This window comes from Kribbibacterium absianum (assembly GCF_030067705.1).
GTDB lineage: Bacteria > Actinomycetota > Coriobacteriia > Coriobacteriales > Atopobiaceae > Kribbibacterium > Kribbibacterium absianum.
In genome coordinates this window covers 108,068-128,398 of sequence record NZ_JASJEX010000005.1, presented here as the reverse complement: position 1 = coordinate 128,398, position 20,331 = coordinate 108,068, and the positions used below count along the sequence as shown (strand labels likewise).

The following is a 20,331-nucleotide window of genomic DNA, read 5'->3' as shown; positions in this document are numbered from 1 at the left end:
AGGGTAGAAAGGACCCATCCAAGACAACGCGGACGAGAGGGCGCACCATGACCAGGCGTGTGGCGATGGACGGCATGACGGCGGCGGCCCAGGCGGCCTATGCGCTGAGCGAGGCCGCGCTGATCTTCCCGATCACGCCGGCCTCCCACATGGCCGAGACCCTCGAGCGCTGGAGCTGCGAGGGCCGCCTCAACGCCTTCGGGCAGCCCCTGGTGGTCAAGGAGATGCAGTCCGAGAAGGGCGTGGCCGGCGCGCTGCACGGCGCATTGGCGGGCGGCGCCCTCGGCGTGACCGTGACCGACAGCCAGGGGCTGCTGCTGATGATCCCCAACCTCTACAAGCTCTCCGGCGAGCTGCTGCCCGGCGTGCTCCACATCACGTGCCGGTCGCTGTCCGCCCACGCCCTCTCGATCTTTGGCGACCACCAGGACCTCATGGCCATCCGTCCCACCGGCGTGTGCCTGCTCGGCAGCGCCTCGGTGCAGGAGTGCATGGACCTCTCGCTCGTCGCGCATCTCTCGGCGGTCAAGGGCTCGCTGCCGGTGGCCCACTTCATGGACGGCTTCCGCACGAGCGACCAAGTGGAGACCATCGAGACCATCGACCCGGCCGCCATGGCCAAGCTCCTCGACCGCGGCGCCGTGGCGGTGTTTCGCGCCCGGTGCCTGGAGCCGGAGCGCCCCCAGGCCCGCGGCACCGCGCAGAACCCCGACATCTACTTCCAGAACCGCGAGGCAGCCAACGCGCGCTACGACGCGTTCCCGGCGGTCGTGCAGGGTCAGATGGACGCCGTTGCCGCGCTGACGGGCCGTTCCTATCACCTGTTCGACTACGTGGGCGCCCCGGACGCCGAGTTCGTGATCGCGACGATGGGCTCCTCGTGCGAGGTGGTCGAGGCGACGGTGCGGCACCTGACGGCCCAAGGCCGGAAGGTCGGCCTCATCAAAGTGCGCCTCTACAGGCCCTGGGACCGCGCCGCGTTCCTCGCGGCCGTGCCCGCCAGCTGCCGGCGGCTCTGCGCCCTCGACCGCACCAAGGAGCCGGGCAGCCAGGGCGAGCCCCTGTACCAGGACGTGGCGCTCTCGGTGCTCCAGAGTGGTCGCGCGATACAGGTGAGCGGGGGCCGTTACGGGCTCTCGTCCAAGGATTTCACGCCCGCGCAGGTCAAGGCCGTGTTCGACGACCTTGCGGCCCCGCAGCCGCGCGAGCGGTTCACCGTGGGCATCGACGACGACGTGACGCACCTGTCGCTTTCGGTGGGGGAGCCGCTCGACGTGTTGCCCGACAACCTCACCCAGGCCGTGTTCTATGGGTTCGGCAGCGACGGGACCGTCTCGGCCAGCAAGTCGGTGGGGCGCATCCTTGGCAACACGCTGCAGGGCAGCGCGCAGGAGTACAGCTGGTACGACTCCAAGAAGTCCGGCGGCCTCACGATCAGCTACCTGCGCCTCTCTCCCGACGCCGCCCCGATCCAAGCCCCCTGGCTCATCGAGGGGGCGGACTACGTGGCCTGCAACAAGGCCATCTACGTGCGGCGCGGGTACGACCTGCTCGGCCGGCTGCGCCACGGGGGCACCTTCGTGCTCAACTGCCCCTGGCAGACCCTCGAGGAGCTGGACCGGCACCTGCCGGCCTCGCTCAAGCGGGACATCGCAGCCAAAGAAGCCAAGCTGTGGACCGTCGACGCGTCGGCGCTGGCCGAGAAGCTCGGGCTCGGGGCTCGGGTGAACCTGATCATGGAGACGGTCTTCTTCAAGCTCGCCGGCCTGTTGCCCTTCGACCAGGCGGTGGCCGCGCTCAAGCAGGACGCCCAGCAGCTGTACGGCGCCAAGGGGAGCGAGGTGGTGTCGGCGGACCTCGCCGCCATCGACCAGGCGCTCGGCACGCTCACGTCCATCGCCGTGCCGGCCGCGTGGGCCGGCGCCACCGAAGGGCCGCTCACGGTGCGCCAGCAGCAGGAGGAGGGCGCCAGCGCCGGTCGCAGCGAGACCGCCTACGAGCGGGACGTCTTCTGGCCCATGGAGGAGCTGAAGGGCAATGACCTGCCGGTGAGCGCATTGGCGCCGGACGGCATCGTGCCCACGGGGACCACCGCCCTCGAGAAGCGCACCGTGGCCTTTTCCATCCCCCGCTGGGACGTCGACACGTGCGTGGAGTGCTGCGAGTGCTCCTTCGTGTGCCCCCACGCGGCCATCCGGCCAGTGCTTGCGGAACCGGAGGAGCTGCGAGGGGCACCGGCGGCCTTCTCCACCAAACCGGCGACCCATCAGGGGCTCAACGGCTTGGAGTTCCGCATCCAAGTGTGGCCGGAGGACTGCGTGGGCTGCGGCTCCTGTGCCTACAACTGTCCTGCACCAGGCAAGGCGCTCGTGATGGAGCCGCTCGAGACCCAGCTGGACACGCAAAAGGAGTGTTTGGACTTCGCGTTGGCCAACGTGTCCGACAAGCCCGACCGCCTGCCGCCCGTCGACGTCCCGGGCACGCAGCTGCGCCGGCCGCTCTTTGAGTTCTCCAGTTGCTGCGGCGGCTGTGGCGAGGCCCCTTATCTCAAGCTGCTCACGCAGCTCTTTGGCGAGCGCCTGATCGTCGCCAACGCCACGGGCTGCAGCTCCATCTACGGCGCCTACATGCCGGCGGTGCCCTATTGCGCCGGCGCCGACGGCCGAGGGCCGGCCTGGGGCAACTCGCTGTTCGAGGACAACGGCGAGTACGGTTACGGGATCATGAAGGGCGTGCGCGTGCGCCGCTCGCTGCTCGAGGCGGCGGTGGCACAGGCCGTCGTCTGCGCCGAGCTGCCGAAGGCGGCACGGGCGCTGCTCACCGCCTGGCAGGCGGGAAAGGACGACGCCGACGCCTCCTATGAGCTGGGGCAGGCAGTGCGTCAGGGACTCGCGGGACTGGACCGATCCGGCCTCTCGGCCGAGGCGCAGACCCTGGTGGAGCGGATCCTCGGACTGGGCGAGTCCTTTGGCAAGAAGTCCGTATGGTGCGTGGGCGGCGACGGCTGGGCCTACGACATCGGCTATGGCGGGCTGGACGAGGTGGTGGCGTCGGGCGAGGACTTCAACGTGCTCGTGCTCGACACCGAGGGCTATTCCAACACCGGGGGCGAGATGTCCAAGGCCACCCAGCTCGGCGCGGTGACGGGCTTCACCTACGACGGCAAGTCCGAGCCCAAGAAGAACCTGGGGCTCATGCTCACGCAGTACGGCTACGTGTACGTGGCCCACATCGACCTCCGGGGCGACATGCAACAGGCCATCGACGCGCTGCGCGAGGCCGATGCCTACGACGGCCCGAGCGTTGTGATCTGCTTCTGCCCCTGCATCACCTGGGACCTCACCGCTGGCATGGGAACGGTGACCGGCATCATGAAGGAGGCCGTCGAGACGGGCTACTGGCCGCTCTGGCGCTTCGACCCCCGGCGGGCGGACGCGGGCGAGGACCCGTTCCGTCTGGACTCCCCACAGCCCACCAAGCCGCTTGCGCCGTTCCTGGCCAAGATGGCCCGGTACGCGTCGCTCGGGACGCGTGACCCCTGGCGCTCGCAGATGCTGCAGGACGAGCTGGCCAAGGACTCGGAGACGCTGTACCGGCGGTTGGCGAAACAGTAGGCGCCAGCACCCCTGACACGGTCGGGGTCGGGCCCCGTCTCCCTGTGGGCTTCGGGAAGTTCGCCGAGCGCCTCGTGGCACGGGATTACTGGGGACAACCGAGGGACATACCACCTTCAATCCATATTTGTGGAGGTGGGTATGTCCCTCTTTCATCGCACCGAGAAGGCCGCGGCGCCGACAACCGCGGCCGAGCCCGACACCGGCCTCCACGGCAAGCGGCTGGCGCTCGTCTTCATCGGGCTCGCCATTGGCATGTTCGTGAGCTCGCTGTCCGAGACCATCGCGTCCACCGCGCTCCCCACCATCGTCGGCGACCTGCACGGCGTGCAGATCATGCAGTGGGTGGAGACCACCTACATCCTGACCAGCACCATCACGATGCCCATATACGGCCGGCTCGGCGACACGTTCGGGCGCAAGCGGCTCTTGGTGTTGAGCCTCGGCCTGTACGCGGCCGGGAAGGGCGTGTGCGGCATGGCGCCGTCTATGGCGGTCCTCATCACCGGCCGCGCCATCTCCGGCCTCGGTGGCGGGGGCCTCATCATCCTCTCCCAGGCCATCCTGGCCGACGTCGTCTCCGCCCGTCAGCGTGGCAAGTACATGGGCGCGATCGGCGCCGTGTTCGCCGTGTCCAACGTGCTCGGGCCCATTCTGGGCGGCTGGTTCGTGGACGTCACGGGCTGGCGCATGATCTTCTGGTTCACGATCCCCTTGGCGGTCGTCGCGATGGTCATGACGGCGCGGTTCCTGCCCAACGATTGGAGGCGCCCGACCAGCATGGGCGTGGACGGTCTCGGCATGGCGCTCATGGCGGTGGCCGTGGTCACGCTGATCCTTGCGAGCGCATGGGGTGGCTCGACGTTCGCGTGGAACAGTTGGGAGATGATCGTCCTCATCGTGGCCTGCGTGGCCGCATGGGTCGGGTTCGTCGTGCACGAGAACCGCGCGAAGCGGCCCATCGTCCCGTTCGGTCTCTTCCGTGACCGCAACTTCACCCTGGTCACCGTGTGCGGCATGCTCGTCTTCATCGGATTCGACGGCACGCTCAACTACATGCCGACGTACCTGCAGCTGGTGAACGATCTGAACCCGATGAACGCAGGTTTGATGATGGTGCCCATCTGCGTCGGGTCGCTCGTCACGAGCACCGCCACCGGCTTCATCGCGTCCAAGACCGGCCGCTACAAATGGATGCCCATCGCGATGTGCGCGGTCATGGGCCTCGGTTTCTTCCTGATGAGCACCGTGACGCCCGAGACGAGCCTCTGGCTGCTCGGGACCTACTTCTTCATCTGGGGCTTCGGCGTGGGCCTGGGCTCGCAGATCCTCGTGCTGATCGTGCAGAACGAGTTCCCGCACGCGATCGTGGGCACCGCCACGGCGGCCAACAACTTCTTCCGGCAGATCGCGTCGACGCTCGGCACTGCCGTGGTGGGCAGCCTGTTCACCACGCGCCTCACCGAGTACGTGCTGCCTCATCTGCCCAAGGGCTCCGGCCTGACGCTCGCGACGCTGACGCCGACCGAGGTGGGGAGGCTGCCGCGCGCGTTGCAGACGGTGATCGGCCGCGGGTACTGGGAGAGCCTCATCCCACTGATGCTGTGGTTCGTGCCGCTCTTGGCGGTGGGCCTCGTGATGATGTGCTTCATCAAGCGGCACCGTCTCGCGACCACGATCAGCGGTTCCGGCAACCACGTGCTGATGGATCAGACCACCAGCGTGGGCGATGGCAAGCGCACGGCGGGGACAAAAGGCAGCGGCACCAGTGTCCCGCCCAAGTGAGACAGTTCAAAGAGACGAAAGTGTCTCATTGCTCACGTGATGAGTCCCAGCGCGCGCAGGCCGTTCGCGATGCCGTCGGCGTCGATGTCGCTCGTTACGAGGTCCGCCACGGCCTTCACGTCCGGCTCGGCGTTGCCCATGGCGACGCCGGTGCCCACCATGCGGAGCATCTCGATGTCGTTCTCGGCGTCGCCAAACGCCACGCACTCGTCGGCCGCGATGCCGGTTCGCTCGAGGAACGCCTCGACGCCCTGCACCTTGCCCGCTCCGGCGCAGACGATGTCGATGCCGTTCTTGTGCCAGCGGGTGATGGTGACGTCGCGCAGCCGATCGCGGAGGGCGGGCTCGTCGGCCACGTGCGCATAGGCGCCGGCCATGTAGATAGGCTCGCCGGCGTAGCCGCGCACCGGCGGGATGTCGCTCGAAATGGCAGCCTGGGCGGAGCGCACGCGGTCGTCGACGAAGTTGAGGAAGAGGCCGTCGGCGCCGATCAGGTAGATGGGCACCTCGCGCTCGTTGAACAACGCGAGCACCCCGGCCAACGCGTCGCCCTCGAGCGGGCGGTCGTAGAACACGTGGCGCCCGTGGTCGAGGCACTGTTGGCCGTTGAGCAGCAGGTACGCGTGGAAGGGGAAGTCGACGCCCAGCGCGTCCAGCTCGGAGAGGGCGCGCCCGGTCGAGACGACCACCGCGATGCCCTGGTCCCGCAACTGACGGAGCGCCGCGGTCGCGCTGGCCGGAACGCCGCCGGTCTCGTGGGAGAGCAGCGTTCCGTCGACGTCGAAGAAGACGGCGCGGACGGGCTTGGTCATCAGGGCTCCTCTCGGGTCGCGTGGGACACACGCGTCCGGCACCAGTGTCCCACCAGGACAGGGTACACACACAGCGGCACAGACCCCCGAGAGAGGAACCGCGATGGCCATCGACGCCCGTTTCCTGCACCGTTGCACACATGTCCTCGACAAGCACAGGACCATCGACTTCTACGAGAAGGCCCTCGGCTTCCACGTGGTCCGCGAGTCCTCCGCGCCCGACGGCTCTTGGACCAACACCTACCTGGCCACCGACGCCTGCCCGTTCCAGATCGAGCTCACCTGGAACCGCGGCCGGACCGAGCCCTACGACAACGGTGGCCAGGGCGAGCACATCGCGTTCTCGGTGGACGACTTCGAGGCCGCGCACAAACTGCACCAGGAGATGGGCGTCATCGAGTACGAGAACCCCACGATGGGCCTCTATTTCATCACGGACCCCGAGGGCTGCCGCATCGAGATCCTCCCGGCCCACCGCGGCGAGGACGAGCGGCGCTGACGCATATAAGAAAGCAGTGGGTCACCACCCGACGGGGCGGTGACTCACTGCGGCGGTGATCGGGTTCTATGATGCGGCGCTACTTCTCGTCCTTGTTCACGAGCGCGTCGCGAATCTCGGTGAGGAGCTTGACCTCGTCGCTGACCTCCTCGACCTCTTGTGCCTCCTCCTCGTCGCCCTTCTTGGCGATCTTGTCGTGGGCGGTGTTGACGGCCTTGACCATCAGGAAGATCACAAGGGCGATGAGCAGGAAGTTGATGACCGCCGTGATGAAGCTGCCCCACATGATGTTGACGGTCTGACCGGTGGTCGGGCTCACGAACGACGTCTTGATGTCCGCGAAGTCGAGGCCGCCGATGATGACGCCCACGACCGGCATCACGATGTCGTTGACGAGCGAGCTCACGATGGCGGTGAACGCCGCGCCGATGATCATGCCGACGGCCAGGTCCATCACGCTGCCCTGCGAGATGAACTCCTTGAACTCGGCCCAGAGGCCCTTGCCCTTTTCCTTGGCCTGTTCCTTGTCAATGGTCATGGTCTCGCTCCCTTGTATTGACGGCTGACTCTCCACTGGGGATAGCATTCCCCTCTGTGCGGGTGGGGATTCTCTCGGGCGGCCTTCTCGCGGATGCGCGCTGGACCGGGAGCCGTCGAAGGACGTGGAACGTGACGGGCGCGGGTCCCGGCGGCTACACGTAGGCGCTCGGCGTGCCGTCGCGCAGGCTCGCGCTCACGTTGTTCAGGTCGTCCGAATGGGTCTGGTCCGCCAGGTAGCCCACGGCCTGCCACGCCGCCATCGGGAAGTCGCCGTCCACGAGCCCCACCGCCGACGCCGCGAGCGACTGCAGCAGCTCGTCCCGCTGGGGGATGCAGATGTGGGCGCGGCGCAGCAGCTCCTCGGCCTCTTCCCGGCTCGGCGTCTTCATGCGGTTCTCGGCGAGCAGCTCGGCCAGCTCCGCGCGCGACTGCTCCGCGAAGCGCGGCGCCGCCAAGGCGAGCACGTAGCACGCGGCCCCGACCTCCGGGTGCCCCGACTGCCACAGCGCGAACGCGAGCCGGTAGTACACGAACCCGGTGTCCTCACGGTCGATGAGCATCGTGAGGAGCGTCTTGAGCTCCTCGGCGGCCTCGTCGAAGCGCTCCAGGTCGCCGAGCATCACGGCCTTGGCCACGCGCGGCTGCGTGCTCGACGGTGCGAGCGCGATGCACTGCTCCACCGTGGCGAGCGCGCGCGCCGGGTCCTCGAGGTCCAGGTAGCGACGGGCGAGGCCGAGCCGCGCCTCGAAGAAGCCGTCCGGTAGGTTGTAGTAACGGGGCGTCGACCCTTCCGCGACGGTCGTTCTGCTCGTCACCTGCGTGGGGTCCTCGGCGGCGGCAACGCCGCAGGCCTTGGTTCCGCCGGCGGGCGCCTCGGCCACGAGCAGCCGGGTGAGCCCGCTGCTGCAATAGAGGGGCCGTTTGTCCTCGAGCTCCTCGGCGCGCTCCCCGAGGAGCTTGAGCCCGCGGTCGCAGACCTCTTCGAGACGCATCACGGCGACGACGGGGGAGTCGGCCTCCTCCGCGTCCACCGAGCGCACCTCCTCGAGCAGCTCTGGCATCGGGTCGTGGTAGACGTCCAGCTCGCAGGCCTGCGTGGCCCGGAGGCTCTGGGCCAGGTCCTCGGGCAGCGGGCGCAGGTCCTGCCAGAGCTCCGTCCGGTGGGGCAGGAGCTCGGGCGCCCGGAAGGGCTCGATGGGCCGGAGCCCCGCGTCCGAACCGCCCCCCGGCACGTAGAACAGGCGGGCGTCCTGGCCGAGCAGGGCGACGAGCGCCTCGGGCTCGTACTCCTGCGCGAGCGAGCCGGACCTGAGCGCCGGCAGCGTGACGCGGTTGAAGGGCAGCCGCCGGAAGTCCACCGAGAGCACGGGGAGGCCGCCGAGCCCCTCCGAGAAGACCGTGACCACGACGTTCGTCAGCATCACCGAGGAGCCGAACGCCGCGGCCGCCATGGTCGTCGCGAGGCGGACGGCGTAGGTGGCCGCGAGGGCGGGAGCGTCGCCGGGGCCTCCGGGGAAGGCCGAGAGGGGAGGCGTCGCGCACTCGACGGCCGCCACGCCGCTCGGGAGGTCGCAGTCGAAGCGCTGCTCTAGACGGAAGGGCAGCCGCAGGCGCTCGCAGGCCCGCGCGAACCGAGTGCGCACGTCCCACTGGCCGCCGCGCTTGCCCTGGGCGCCACGGTAGCTGATGAGCGGGTTGGGCTTGTCGAAGTCGTCAAGGAGGGTCGGCGCGTCCGCGACGAAGCGCGTGAGGACCTCGCGGCCGAGCTGGTCGAGCGACGGCGGGATCGCGCCCGTAGAGAGCTGCTCGGTCATGAGGGTCACGCGGTTGAGCACCGCCTCGACGGAAAGGAGGCGCGCGCGGTCCTCCGGCGACAGCAGCGGGGTCGGGAAGCGGGCCCACCAGAGGCCCGTGGTGCTGAGCCGCACGACGTCCGCGCCGGCCTCGGCCACGATGCGGCGCACCTCAGGGGCGCCGACCTCGAGGAGGGAGCGCGCGGCATAGCGCTGGAGCGGCGTGGCCTCGGGGTTGTCCGGCCGGCCGTCCTCGATGATCTGGTCGAGGGCGTCCGGCAGCGGCTCCTCCAGGAGCGGCGCGAGCACGTCCGGGGACTCTTCCGGCCCGTCCGGGATGACCTTGCGGCGGGTGAGCTCAAGGAACACGAGGTAGCTCGCGGCAGTGAGGGTGCGGAGGTCGAGGGCCGCGTCCGTGTTGCCGTAGGAGCCGACGCCCCCGGGCAAAAGGCTCGCCGAGATGAAGCGCCCGTCGCCGTGGGGGCAGTCCTCCCAGCTGGCGATGGCCACCGGGCCGTGCGTCCGGGAGAGCTCGACGACGCCCTCACTTGTGGAGCCGATCCCGTTGCACACGCGGAGCAGCGGCTGCCCCGTGGGCACCGACGTCAACGGTTGGGAGCACGGCCACACGGAGGAGCCGCCCTCGATCCAGGCGAGGACGCGCACGTTGCGGCCGCCGAGCTGCTCGACGATGTAGCCGAGCCCGTGCCCCTCGGGGGCCCAAGCGGGGATGTCGACCACGGCGTACGAGGGAGTGGGTTCCTGCCCGGGCAGCGGCCGGAGCGGATGGACCCGGTTGGCCGAGAACAGCGGCAGCTTGAGTGTCGGCGCGGCGTCGGCCACGGTGCCCCCTTTGTCGATGTCGAGCGCTCACAGGGCACCAGCGTACTGCAAGGCCCTCGGGGAAGTGCCCCGTCACAGCAACGCGGCGGGGCGCGGTGGCCCCGCCGCCGAGACGATCTCGGGTGAGACGATCTCGTCTCTTTGTTCTGTCTCACTTTCTGGGTGGGACGATCTCGTCTCTTTGGTTTGTCTCACTCCTCGGAGAGCTTCTCGAAGGCTGCCATCAGGGGAGGGATCATCTGCTTCTTGCGGCTCACGACGCCGGGGAGCACCGCCATGCCGTCTGTGGGCTCCACGCCGAAGGCCGCCCTCACGACGCTCTCCGCGCCCTCGCCGTAGAACAGGAGGTCCGTGGTCTGCGTCTTCACGTCGGTGAACATGTACATGACGACGGGCAGGTCCTCGTTCCGTGCGGCATCGGCCAGGTACGGCCCCACGAGCGCCTCGGCGGCCTTGCGGCTCGACTCCGTCATGTAGGAGCCCTGGCCCACGCCGAAACGCGCGCTGCCCCGGGAGAAGATCTTGAAGTCGCTGTTGAAGACGTCCTCGGCGGTGCGCCCGGTGAGGTCCGCGCCGGCCTCGAACATCTCGTCCGCGTAGGTGTCGATGTCGACGCCGCAGATGCCCGCAAGCTCCTGGGCGGCGAGCTTGTCCTGCTCGGTGCAGGTGGGGGAGCGGAACGTCAGGGTGTCCGAGAGGATCGCCGAGAGCATGAGGCCCGCGATGTGCGGCGGCGGCGTGATGCCGTTCTCGTCGTACATCTGCTTGACGATGGTGCAGGTGCAGCCCACCGGCTGGGCGCGGTAGAGCGCCGGCGAGGTGGTCTCGATGGTGCCGATGCGGTGGTGGTCGATGATCTCGAGGATGATGGCGTGGGACAGGCCGTCCACCGCCTGGGACACCTCGCTATGGTCCATGAGGATCACGTGCTTGCGCTTGATGTCGAACATGTTGGCGCCGGAGATCACGCCCGCGAACCGGCCGTCCTCGTCGAGGATCGGGAAGTAGCGGTGGCGGGTCGCGCTCATCGTCTTGCGGACGTCCTCGATGGTGGTGTTGACCGAGAAGGTCACGAGCCCCTGGCTCAGCATCACCGAGCGCACGGGCACGGACATGCAGATGAGGCGCGTGGCGGCGTACGTGTCGAGCGGCGTCGTGATGATGCGGCACCCGTGGTGCTCGGCGGCGCTGATGATGCCGCGGGTGGGCTTGGCGTCGCAGCAGATCACGAGGCAGCTGGCGCCGGAGTCGATGGCGTAGCGCTGCACCTCGTAGCGGTTGGTGACGAGCACCATGTCGCCCTCTTCGATGGAGTCCTCCATCATCTCCGGGCTCGTGCCGACCACCACCTTGCCGCCGGCGATCTGCTCGGACGGGTCGCCGAGCACCATCTCGCCGTTCAAGGTCTCGATCACGTTGGCGTAGCTGGTGCGGGACGTGGAGAGCACGTCGTTGGCGAAGACGTCCATGTTGGCGTTCGCGACGTCCTTCACGGTGACGAGACCGAGAAGCTCCTGGTCGTCCGTCGTGACGCAGAGGGTGTCCTGACGGTCGTCGCGCATCTTGTTCCAGGCCGCGTAGAGGCTGGTCTCCGCGTCGATGCCCCGCTCCCTTTGATAGGCGAGGTCCTTCACCTGCGGGCGGACGGAGGTGATGAGGTCCGGCTCGTCGACGCCCCAGCGCTTGAGCACGAAGGCCGTCTCGCGGTTGATGGAGCCGGCGCGCCGGGGCTCGTGGATCTTCGGGCCGATCGCGTTCTTGAGCCAGGCGTAGCTCACGGCCGAGCAGATGCTGTCCGTGTCCGGGTGCAGGTGCCCGATCACGTTGACCTTGCGCAGGGTTTCCATGGTCGCTCCTCTGAAGTCGCTGTCAACAACTCATTGAAGCAGCCCAGACCTGCGGTTTTTCAGGCGAAGGCGAGAGTCCTTGAAATATCGACGCTTCGCGCCCGTGAGCGGTCGCACGCGGCGGCGAGCGGCGGGACACCGGTGCCGGACACGTGCGTCCCACGGTGCGGACGGCGGGACACAGGTGTCCAGCACCTCTGTCCCGCCCAGTTGCAAACGATCGTTTGGAACCTGTCGAAAACTCGTTTCTACTCCGCCGCCGGGCTCGTCAGCAGTCCGCGCACGCAGGCGACGACCTCGGGATCGGTCGCGTTCGCGAAGAACAGCTCCGAGAAGCGCTCGCCGGCCACGGCGCCGGCCACAAGCTCCGGGTCGAGGCCGTTGAGGAGCGCCGGGAAGGGCTTGAAGTTGTTCGCCCGCACGGCGTCAAGGATGCGCTTGTTGCGCTGCTCGGGCACGGCGCGCTCGCGCGGGTAGCCCTGGCCGGACTCCTCGGAGAAGAGCTTCTCGAAGATGTAGCGGAGCTGCAGCTCCGAGCCCCAGCCCTGGCCCTTGGCGAAGGGAACCGCCACCGCGTTGCCGTCGTTGATCTGGGCGAAGGTGTAGGCGTCGAGCGGGTCCTCCACGTGGCCGCAGATCACGCCGGGGAAGCTGTTGAGCGCGAGCATGGCGCCCTCGCCGGTGCCGCAGCCGGTGACCACGTAGTCGGCCGCGCCGCCGTTCAGGACGATGGCCGCGAGGATGCCCTCCTGCACGTAGGTGAGCTGGGCCGCGTCGTCCGCCGTGTACATGCCATAGTTGAGAACCGTATGGCCGAGCGGCTCCACGGCGGCACGCAGGGCCGCCTCCACCTGGGCGTTCTTGCTGGCCTGGCTGTTTTCCATAATCAGTGCGATGCGCATGGAGATTTCCTTTCGGATGTGAAAAAAGGGACTGTCCCGTTTTGCACGCGGAGTCGTTTACTGGGGCTGCTTGCCGAGGTACGCGGTGATGCCGCCGTCCACGTAGAGCACCTGGCCGTTCACGAAGTCGGACGCCGGGCTCGCCAGGAACACCATCGCCCCCATGAGGTCGACCGGCGTGCCCCAGCGCCCGGCCGGGGTCTTGGCGCGGATGAAGCTGTCGAAGGGGTGCATCGAGCCGTCGGCCTGCGGCTCGCGCAGGGGCGCCGTTTGCGGCGTGGCGATGTAGCCCGGGCCGATGCCGTTGCACTGGACGTTGGCCTCGCCGAACTCGCTCGCGATGTTGCGCGTCAACATCTTGAGACCGCCCTTCGCCGCCGCGTAGGCCGCGACCGTCTCGCGTCCCAGCTCGCTCATCAGCGAGCAGATGTTGACGATCTTGCCGTGCCCTTTCTCCACCATGGCCGGCAGCACCGCCTTGGCGCAGATGAAGGGCGCGGCGAGGTCGATGTCCACCACGCGGCGGTACTCCTCGGCGGACATCTCGAGCATCGGCGTGCGGGCGATCATGCCGGCGTTGTTGACGAGGATGTCCGGCGACCCGAGGTCGGCCGTGATGTCGGCCACCATCGCGGCGACGGCGTCCTCGTCCGTGACGTCGGCAACGTAGCCGTGGGCGTCCACGCCGGCGGCCGCATACTCGGCCAGCGCGCGCTCGAGATGCTCGGCGCTGTGGCTGTTCACGGCGACCGTGGCACCGGCCTTGGCCAGGGCGACCGCACAGGCGAAGCCGATGCCGTGGGTGGCACCGGTCACGAGGGCCACCTGGCCGTCGAGCCGGAACAGGTCCAGTGAGAAGACCGACGGGTCCGCGTACTGCTCGCTCATGGGCAAGCTCCTTTCCTCTGGGACACGGAGGAGGATAGGCGGAGGGACGCCGATAAGTAAACCGATTCACAAAAATGGAGAAGTCTTCACAAAGGGGAGGAGGCCGCGCCCCCAGCGGCCTCTGGGTTCATCCCCATCCTGGATTCGTTCTTCGGGAAGACGCCCTACGCGCCGGGTTCGCACGAGAACCATGCTCTTGAGAGCCCGCGTGGTGACGTTCTGGAGTAAACAGGTTGACATTCTTGGGCGAGGGGCCTTTCATCGTTCGGGAGAGACACCTCCCCAGAAAGGGCCACCCATGAAGCTCGCGAGCCTCCGCACGGCGTCCGGCACCACGCTCGGCATTCTCGACGGCGGTCGCCTCGTCGACGTGGCGGCCACGGCGGCCGAGCGCGCCCTGGACGTCCCCGTCACGATGGAGCAGCTCATCGCTCAGGGGCCCCTGGGCCGGGAGGCGCTCGCCGACCTTCTCGGGGGCGAGGTCGTGACCCTCGATCCAGACGCGGCCACCTTCGCCCCGGTGGTGGCCGACCCCGAGAAGATCCTCTGCGTCGGCATCAACTACCGCAAGCACAGCGCGGAGTTCCAGATGGACGTGCCGTCGGAGCCCTTGCTCTTTGGCAAGTACAACAACGCGTTGGCGGCCCATCGGGAGACCGTGGGGCTCTCGCCCGTCTCCAACCAGTACGACTACGAGGCCGAGCTGGTGATGGTCGTGGGCCGGCGCGCCCATGACGTGCCGCAGGACCGGGCGCTGGACTACGTGTTCGGCTACACCGTGGGCAACGACCTCACGGCCCGCGACCTGCAGCATCGCACCGGCCAATGGCTCATCGGCAAGTCCCTGGACCAGTTCGCGCCCACGGGCCCCTACCTCGTGACCGCGGACAGCTTCGACCCGGCGCACAAGCGCATCGGCCTGACCAAGAACGGCGTGCCCGAGCAGGACGCCACCACCGACGCCATGGTGTTCGACTGCGCCCAGATCCTGAGCTGCGCCTCCCGGTACCTGACGCTGGAGCCGGGGGACCTCATCTTCACCGGAACGCCGGAGGGCGTGGTCTGCGGCAAACCGGCAGGCCAGCAGGACTGGATCCGCCCCGGCGACGTGGTGGAGGCGACCATCGAGGGCATCGGCACGCTGACGACGCGCTTCGCCTAGCCCGGGGCCGCGCCGCGGTCGCTGGCGTGTGGGTCACCCTTTGCCTGCGATGCCTTTCAGTGGAAAGAACAGCTTCCGAGTGCCGCGCCCTTCAATAAAGCCGGCTGATAGGTACCAGGCACGCACCTCGTCGTTCAGGGGGTCGCAGACCAGGGCACGGCCGCCGATACGGGCCCGGACGGTCGCGGCCTCGAGGATGGCGTCTTTGAGCAGCGCCTTTCCCAGTCCAAGACCCTGGAAACCCTGATCTACGGCGAGCCTGCCCAATAGAAGGCACGGTACCGGGTCGGGCGCATTGCGCGAGACGCGTCCCGGAGACGCGCCGCGAATCACGCTGAAGGGCGAAAGGGTGTAGTAGCCCACGATGCGGTCGCCGTCCTCCAACACGAACACGGCAGCATCACCGAGTGCCTCAGCTCTTGGAGCGCGCTCTCGGGCCCAGTCGTCGAGAGCCGGCTCGCCGCAGCGGACCTGCGACACATCGTCACCCGGCGCCATGCGGCGGACGCGCATCATTGCTTGTCCAGCACGGAAGGCATCGCCAGAAACTCGAGGCCGGTCTCTGTGGGGCCCTCGTCGAGCGCTTGCAAGAACTCGTCAAAGGACACCGGTGAGAGCGTCTCGGTTCGCGAGGCCTCAATCTCTTCGGCTGCGATGCGCTTCAGGCGCGACTTGGCCCACTGGGTCGTCTTCATGCCAGCAAGCGACGCCGAAAGGTCGAGCTGGGCTCGCTCTTCGTCGTTGAGGGGGATGTCGAGCCGGCGCCGGGTCGTGCGTTTCTCTAGAACAGCAGGAGCCATCGTGCCTCCTTCCAACGTGCCCTAGAGTATAGCCGCATACGGCGGATGCTATCCGCCGTATGCGTGGACCCGATGGACGGCGTGCCCTATCGCGTCGTCGTGCCCCACTGCACCGAGCAGGGCAGCACCTGGTGGGGGTTCACCGCCCCCTCTTTGTGGATCAGGTCGATCAGGATCCGGCAGGCCGTCGCGCCCTCCTCGCGCGCCGGCTGCATGATCACGGAGACGCTCGGGCTCGCCACCTCCACCCATTCCGCGTTGTCGAAGCCGAGCAGCCCCACCGCGCCCGGCATCAGCGGGTAGAACTCGCGCATGCCCCGGTAGATGTCCGGCAGCGCCCAGCAATTGGGCGCGAACACGAGCGTGGGCGTCACGCCGTCGATTCGCTCGCGCAGGAACCCTTGCAGCGCGGGGACGTCGACCGAGTCGTCCCCCAGCTCGAACTGCTCAAAGCCGACGCCCGCCTCCGCCAGGGCCTCCACAAAGCCGCTCGTGCGCTCCACGCGGCTGCTCAGGTTGCCCGCCGGGGCGGCCACGAGCAGGAACCGCTCATAGCCCTTGGCAATGCAGGCGCGGATCGCTTGGAAGGTGGCCTCGTAGTTGTCGGTCTTCACCCAGCTGGACGCGTAGTCGTAGAACTTGCTGTCAAAGAACACGAGGGGCGTGTCCGTCTCGTCGATGGCCTGCGAGATCTCCTTGAAGGAGGCGGTGGGCTGCACGAGGAACCCGTCCACTCCCACGGCGAGGAGCCGGTCGATATAGTCGCGCTCGTTGTCGCGGTTGTGGTTCGACCCGCTCACGAGCACGCGGTAGCCGGCCTCGGCGGCGACGTCCTCGATGCCCTTGACGATGGAGTTGGAGAACGTGTTCGCGATGTCGCCGATGATCACGCCGATGAGCGACGTGCGCTTGGCGTTGAGGGAGCGCGCGACGGGGCTCGGCCGGTAGCCGGTCTTGGCGATGGCCTGTGCGATGCGCTGCCGGGTCTCCTCGGACATGCGCTCGGACTTGCCGTTGAGGAAGAAGGACACGGTGGTCTTGGAGACGCCCGCCATCGTGGCGATGTCGTTGATGGTGACGTGTTTCTTGCCCGCCATGGTGCCCTCCGTCGGTCTGCGCCGTCGAGTCCTCCGGTTACCTAGTTTACTGCTCGGCGTCCCGTCCGAGCCGGTCGTGTGCCCGGGGGCCGTGCCCGGTCGAACGGCTCCTGCAATGGCCGTATGTCCCATGAGTAAACCAGTTAGACCGTCAATGGAACAGCTCAGAGAAAGCCCACGTCCCGGGTCAGCCCCGCCGCTTCCTGTCAGCCTATGCCACCGGTGACGATAGAGGCGCTGGTGGAGCCCAGGGGCAGCGCGACAGCGCTTTCGCCAGCTCCAGGCAGGGCAGGCACCGTTGCCGTTGCAACCGGTTTCAACGGCCGTTCGCGGACTCAGGAAGTAAATGGTTTGCTTATAAGGTTCCGGGTCGTCTGCGGGGGATTATGCGCAAGTGCCGGGAGTTTCATGCATCACGAGCTGCCCAAAGGTGTGGGCAGCCGTCGATAAGAGGCGGAATGCCGGCAAAGAAACAGCAGGTAATAAGCCTGATCATCCATGCCTCTCGTGCTGGGTCACAAGACCGCGCACGGTTTCAGCCCATTCATGGTCTACCTGAATAGCTTCGCTGACCGTCAATGTGTCCCCAGAAGTAAACCGGTTGTCTTCTCGGGAGAAAAGGACTGTCATACGAGTTGCCGGAGGAACGGACGCGGGCGCTCCCGGGGGTCGCGCACGCCCTCTTCGCAGGCTCCCCACATTTCCCGTAGGGTAAGACCGGCCGCCGAGCGGCCTGGGAGAAAGGAATCCCATGTCACGGAAAGACAAGAAGGTGACCTGGCTCACGCGGCTGGGTTACGGCTCTGGCAACCTCGTGGGCTCGGGGGCGCTCGCCATCTCCAACGCCTGGCTCGTGATCTTCTACACCCAGTACGCCGGCCTCTCGATGCCCGAGGCGACGCTCATCTACTCGTCGGCGCTCTTGGTGGACACCTTCTTGAACCCGTTCTGCGGCTTCATCACCGACGCGTTCAACAACACCTGGCTCGGCCGCACGTTCGGGCGCCGTCGCTTCTTCATCCTGCTGGCCATTCCGGTGCTCGGTCTGCTCAACCCGATGATGTGGGTCGTCGTGCCCAATGGCTTCGCGTACTACTTCCTCGTCTACATCCTCTACAACGCGATGTACACGATGGTGATGATCCCCTACGACGCGCTCCCGGCCGAGATGACCGAGGACTACGACGAGCGCACGTACCTGGCGGGCCTTCGCGCCTCCATCGGCAAGGTCGCCGGCTTTTTGACCGCCGCCCTGCCGGGCGTGTTCTTCCTCGTCTTTGGTAACGACAACCCCCAGGCGTTCTTCATCATGGGCTGCGCCTTCGGCGTCCTGATGGCCGCCGCCATGCTCTTTGTCTACCTCACCACCTGGGAGCGCCCGGTGGACGAGTCCACGATGGAGCGGGTCGAGTCGCCGATCGAGGGCGTCAAGAAGATGTTCGTGGACCTCGGCTCCACCCTCCGCATCAAGACGTTCCGCCACCTGCTCGGCATGTACCTCTTCGGCTTTGGCGCCGAGTGGCTCTTCACCTCGACGTTCTCCTACTTCGTCCTCTATTGCCTGATGCTCCCCAAGGCCAACGCCTCCGCGTGGTCCTCCATGAGCTCGATCCTGCAGCTCGTGTCCACGCTCGCCGTGATGGGCGTCGTGGCCAAGAAGGGGTTCCGCAAGCCGTACATGGTCGCCGAGGGCGTCGTCATCGTCGCCACCCTGGCCTACGTGCTCGCCGTCGTGGGCGGTGTGGACGCCTCCACCACGGCCGGCTTCATCGCCATCACGTCCATCGTCGTGGTCTTCGGCCTGGGCACCGGCGCCGTGTACTACATCCCCTGGCAGGCCTACCTGTTCGTAGCCGACGTGGACGAGGTGGTCACGGGGCGCCGTCGCGAGGGCAACTTCTCGGCCGCCATGCACTTCTGCGGCAAGCTCATCAACTCCGCCGTGGTCGCCATTCTCGGCATGGTGCTCTCCGTCGCCGGCTACGTGAGCGGCACCTCCGGCGACGTGACCCAGCCGGCCACCGTGTCCACGGCCATCCTCGGCGTGCTGATCGTGGGCGTCTGCGGCCTGTCCCTGCTCGGCATGGTCTCCGCCAAGCTCATGAAGCTCGACCGCGACACCGACAAGATCGTCCAGCGGGAGGCCAAGCGCGTGCTGCAGGAGGGCGGCCGCATGGAGGACGTGGACCCGGAGGTCAAGCGCGTCTGCGAGCAGCTGTCCGGCGTCCAGTACGAGCTGTGCTTCGGTCACAACACCGTCGGCTACCACACGCCCGAGGAGCTCAAGCGCATCCGTGAGGAGATGCCCGCCCGCATGGCCATGAGCTTCGGTGCGGCGAAGGGCGAGCCGGGACAGTTCTTGGACGAGCAGTTCCAGGGCGACGCGATGGACCAGCTGGAGCCGAGCACCAAGAAGGCCGTGTAAGGCGGCGCATGCGGCCCGTCGGGACGATGCTCCCGGCGGGCCTTTCGGAAGACCCGTGCGAGGGAGGACACCCATGGGGTGCAACGCGATTCTCGACATCTACATCGAGCAACTGTTGGACCGCTCGACGCCCGAGGCGCCGGCCTGGAACATCGAGAAGGCCCGCGCGGGCGGTCAGAACACTTGGAACTACATCGACGGCTGCATGATCAAGGCGCTGCTCGAGCTCTCGGACATCACCGGCCGGCAGGACTACCGCGACTACGCCGACGCGTTCATCGACCATTTCGTGGGCGACGACGGGGCCATCGACGGCTACGACCCCGAGGAGTACAACCTCGACAACGTCAATGCCGGCAAGACGCTCTTTCTGCTCCACGGCCTCACGGGCAAGGAGAAGTACCGCCTGGCCATGGACCGCATCTACGGGCAGCTGCTGGGCCAGCCGCGCACCAAGGAGGGCGTGTTCTGGCACAAGGCCATCTATCCCAACCAGATCTGGCTCGACGGCATGTACATGGCGCAGCCGTTCTACATGCAGTACGAGCTGGCCTTCAACGAGCGGCGCGCCTGTTCGGACTCCTTTCACCAGTTCTGTGTCGTGCGCGACCTCATGCGCGACGCGCGCAACGGCCTCTACCACCACGCCTACGACTCCTCGCGCAAGCAGTTCTGGTGCGACCCCGTGACGGGGCTCTCGTCGAGCTTCTGGCTGCGCGCCGAGGGTTGGTTCGCGATGGCGCTCGTGGACACCTGGGAGCTCATGCCGCCGAGCATGTCCACCGAGAAGGACACGCTGCGCCAGATGCTCGCCGAGCTGGTGGACGCGATGCTGCCCTACCGCGACCCCGCGACGGGCATGTGGCACCAGGTGATCAACCTGCCGAACATCGAGCCCAACTACCTGGAGACCTCGGGGTCGGCGATCTTTGCCAACGCGATGATGAAGGGCGCGCGGCTGGGGATCCTCGACGAGGGGATGTTCGACCTGGGGCGCGAGACGTTCGACGGCATCTGCCGCACCTGTCTGACCGAGACCGACGGCGAGCTGGAGCTGAGCAGCATCTGCCTCGTGGCCGGTCTGGGCAACACCGGGCACCGCGAGGGCACGTTCGAGTACTACATGCGCGAGCCCGTGGTGAAGAACGACGCCAAGGGCGTGGCGCCCCTCGTGTTGGCGTACATCGAGACCATGCGGCACGACCAGCTGGCGGGTCTGTGCGACCCGACGTCGCCGGCCGCGTCCTGCTCGCTGCTGGACCCCTTTGGCGGCTATGAGCCCCACGGGACGCCGGTGGCGCGGTCGAGCAAAGCGGTGTGAGCC

At 67.6% G+C, this 20,331-nt stretch carries 15 protein-coding genes; 6 read left to right on the top strand and 9 right to left on the bottom strand.

From position 1 onward, the window contains the following. The first annotated feature begins 47 nt into the window (after window positions 1-47). Window positions 48-3,614, top strand: a complete 3,567-nt coding sequence (nifJ, locus tag QJ043_RS09610) for a pyruvate:ferredoxin (flavodoxin) oxidoreductase (protein ID WP_283713433.1) — start codon at window positions 48-50, stop codon at window positions 3,612-3,614. A gap of 141 nt (window positions 3,615-3,755) precedes the next feature. Continuing rightward, complete coding sequence (locus QJ043_RS09605; protein ID WP_283713434.1) at window positions 3,756-5,399, top strand: DHA2 family efflux MFS transporter permease subunit; 1,644 nt, start codon at window positions 3,756-3,758, stop codon at window positions 5,397-5,399. 32 nt (window positions 5,400-5,431) lie between these two features. Here QJ043_RS09605 and QJ043_RS09600 read toward each other — a convergent pair whose 3' ends face one another. Next, window positions 5,432-6,211 carry a Cof-type HAD-IIB family hydrolase gene (locus QJ043_RS09600; protein WP_283713435.1) on the bottom strand — a complete coding sequence of 260 codons (780 nt, stop codon included), beginning with the start codon at window positions 6,209-6,211 and terminating at the stop codon, window positions 5,432-5,434. A 103-nt stretch (window positions 6,212-6,314) separates the two neighbouring features. Here QJ043_RS09600 and QJ043_RS09595 point away from each other — a divergent pair, with 103 nt between their 5' ends. After that, on the top strand, window positions 6,315-6,710 hold the full coding sequence (locus QJ043_RS09595) for a VOC family protein (protein WP_347177743.1): 396 nt from the start codon (window positions 6,315-6,317) through the stop codon (window positions 6,708-6,710). Between the two features lie 79 nt (window positions 6,711-6,789). Here QJ043_RS09595 and mscL read toward each other — a convergent pair whose 3' ends face one another. The 5 genes from mscL to QJ043_RS09570 all read right to left on the bottom strand — a co-directional run bounded on the left by mscL (window position 6,790) and on the right by QJ043_RS09570 (window position 13,523). Then, on the bottom strand, window positions 6,790-7,248 hold the full coding sequence (gene mscL, locus QJ043_RS09590) for a large conductance mechanosensitive channel protein MscL (RefSeq protein ID WP_283713436.1): 459 nt from the start codon (window positions 7,246-7,248) through the stop codon (window positions 6,790-6,792). 154 nt (window positions 7,249-7,402) lie between these two features. Next, a complete protein-coding gene (locus QJ043_RS09585) occupies window positions 7,403-9,886 on the bottom strand; it encodes a tetratricopeptide repeat protein (protein ID WP_283713437.1) in 2,484 nt (827 codons plus the stop codon). A gap of 191 nt (window positions 9,887-10,077) precedes the next feature. Further along, complete coding sequence (locus QJ043_RS09580) at window positions 10,078-11,733, bottom strand: putative manganese-dependent inorganic diphosphatase (RefSeq protein ID WP_283713438.1); 1,656 nt, start codon at window positions 11,731-11,733, stop codon at window positions 10,078-10,080. 248 nt (window positions 11,734-11,981) lie between these two features. After that, entirely contained in the window at window positions 11,982-12,635 is a 654-nt protein-coding gene (locus QJ043_RS09575) for an RpiB/LacA/LacB family sugar-phosphate isomerase (protein ID WP_283713439.1), read from the bottom strand. 57 nt (window positions 12,636-12,692) lie between these two features. After that, window positions 12,693-13,523, bottom strand: coding sequence for a gluconate 5-dehydrogenase (locus QJ043_RS09570; protein WP_283713440.1), 831 nt, complete (start codon window positions 13,521-13,523; stop codon window positions 12,693-12,695). 298 nt (window positions 13,524-13,821) lie between these two features. Here QJ043_RS09570 and QJ043_RS09565 point away from each other — a divergent pair, with 298 nt between their 5' ends. Continuing rightward, window positions 13,822-14,685: a fumarylacetoacetate hydrolase family protein gene (locus tag QJ043_RS09565; RefSeq protein ID WP_283713441.1), complete on the top strand. Its 864-nt coding sequence runs from the start codon at window positions 13,822-13,824 to the stop codon at window positions 14,683-14,685. Between the two features lie 33 nt (window positions 14,686-14,718). On the opposite strand, the gene QJ043_RS09560 is transcribed toward QJ043_RS09565, so the two are convergent. The 3 genes from QJ043_RS09560 to QJ043_RS09550 form a co-directional block, all read right to left on the bottom strand. Beyond that, a complete protein-coding gene (locus QJ043_RS09560; protein ID WP_283713524.1) occupies window positions 14,719-15,183 on the bottom strand; it encodes a GNAT family N-acetyltransferase in 465 nt (154 codons plus the stop codon). Window positions 15,184-15,197: 14 nt separating this feature from the next. After that, window positions 15,198-15,485 carry a type II toxin-antitoxin system TacA family antitoxin gene (locus QJ043_RS09555; RefSeq protein ID WP_283713442.1) on the bottom strand — a complete coding sequence of 96 codons (288 nt, stop codon included), beginning with the start codon at window positions 15,483-15,485 and terminating at the stop codon, window positions 15,198-15,200. Window positions 15,486-15,571: 86 nt separating this feature from the next. Beyond that, the gene (locus QJ043_RS09550) at window positions 15,572-16,582 is read right to left on the bottom strand and encodes a LacI family DNA-binding transcriptional regulator (RefSeq protein WP_283713443.1); all 1,011 of its coding nucleotides are present in this window, start codon (window positions 16,580-16,582) and stop codon (window positions 15,572-15,574) included. Window positions 16,583-17,333: 751 nt separating this feature from the next. On the opposite strand from QJ043_RS09550, the gene QJ043_RS09545 reads away from it, so the two are divergent. Both QJ043_RS09545 and QJ043_RS09540 read left to right on the top strand, forming a co-directional pair. Beyond that, window positions 17,334-19,007, top strand: coding sequence for an MFS transporter (locus tag QJ043_RS09545; RefSeq protein WP_283713444.1), 1,674 nt, complete (start codon window positions 17,334-17,336; stop codon window positions 19,005-19,007). A gap of 73 nt (window positions 19,008-19,080) precedes the next feature. Then, window positions 19,081-20,328 carry a glycoside hydrolase family 88/105 protein gene (locus QJ043_RS09540; protein ID WP_283713445.1) on the top strand — a complete coding sequence of 416 codons (1,248 nt, stop codon included), beginning with the start codon at window positions 19,081-19,083 and terminating at the stop codon, window positions 20,326-20,328. Window positions 20,329-20,331: the final 3 nt, after the last annotated feature.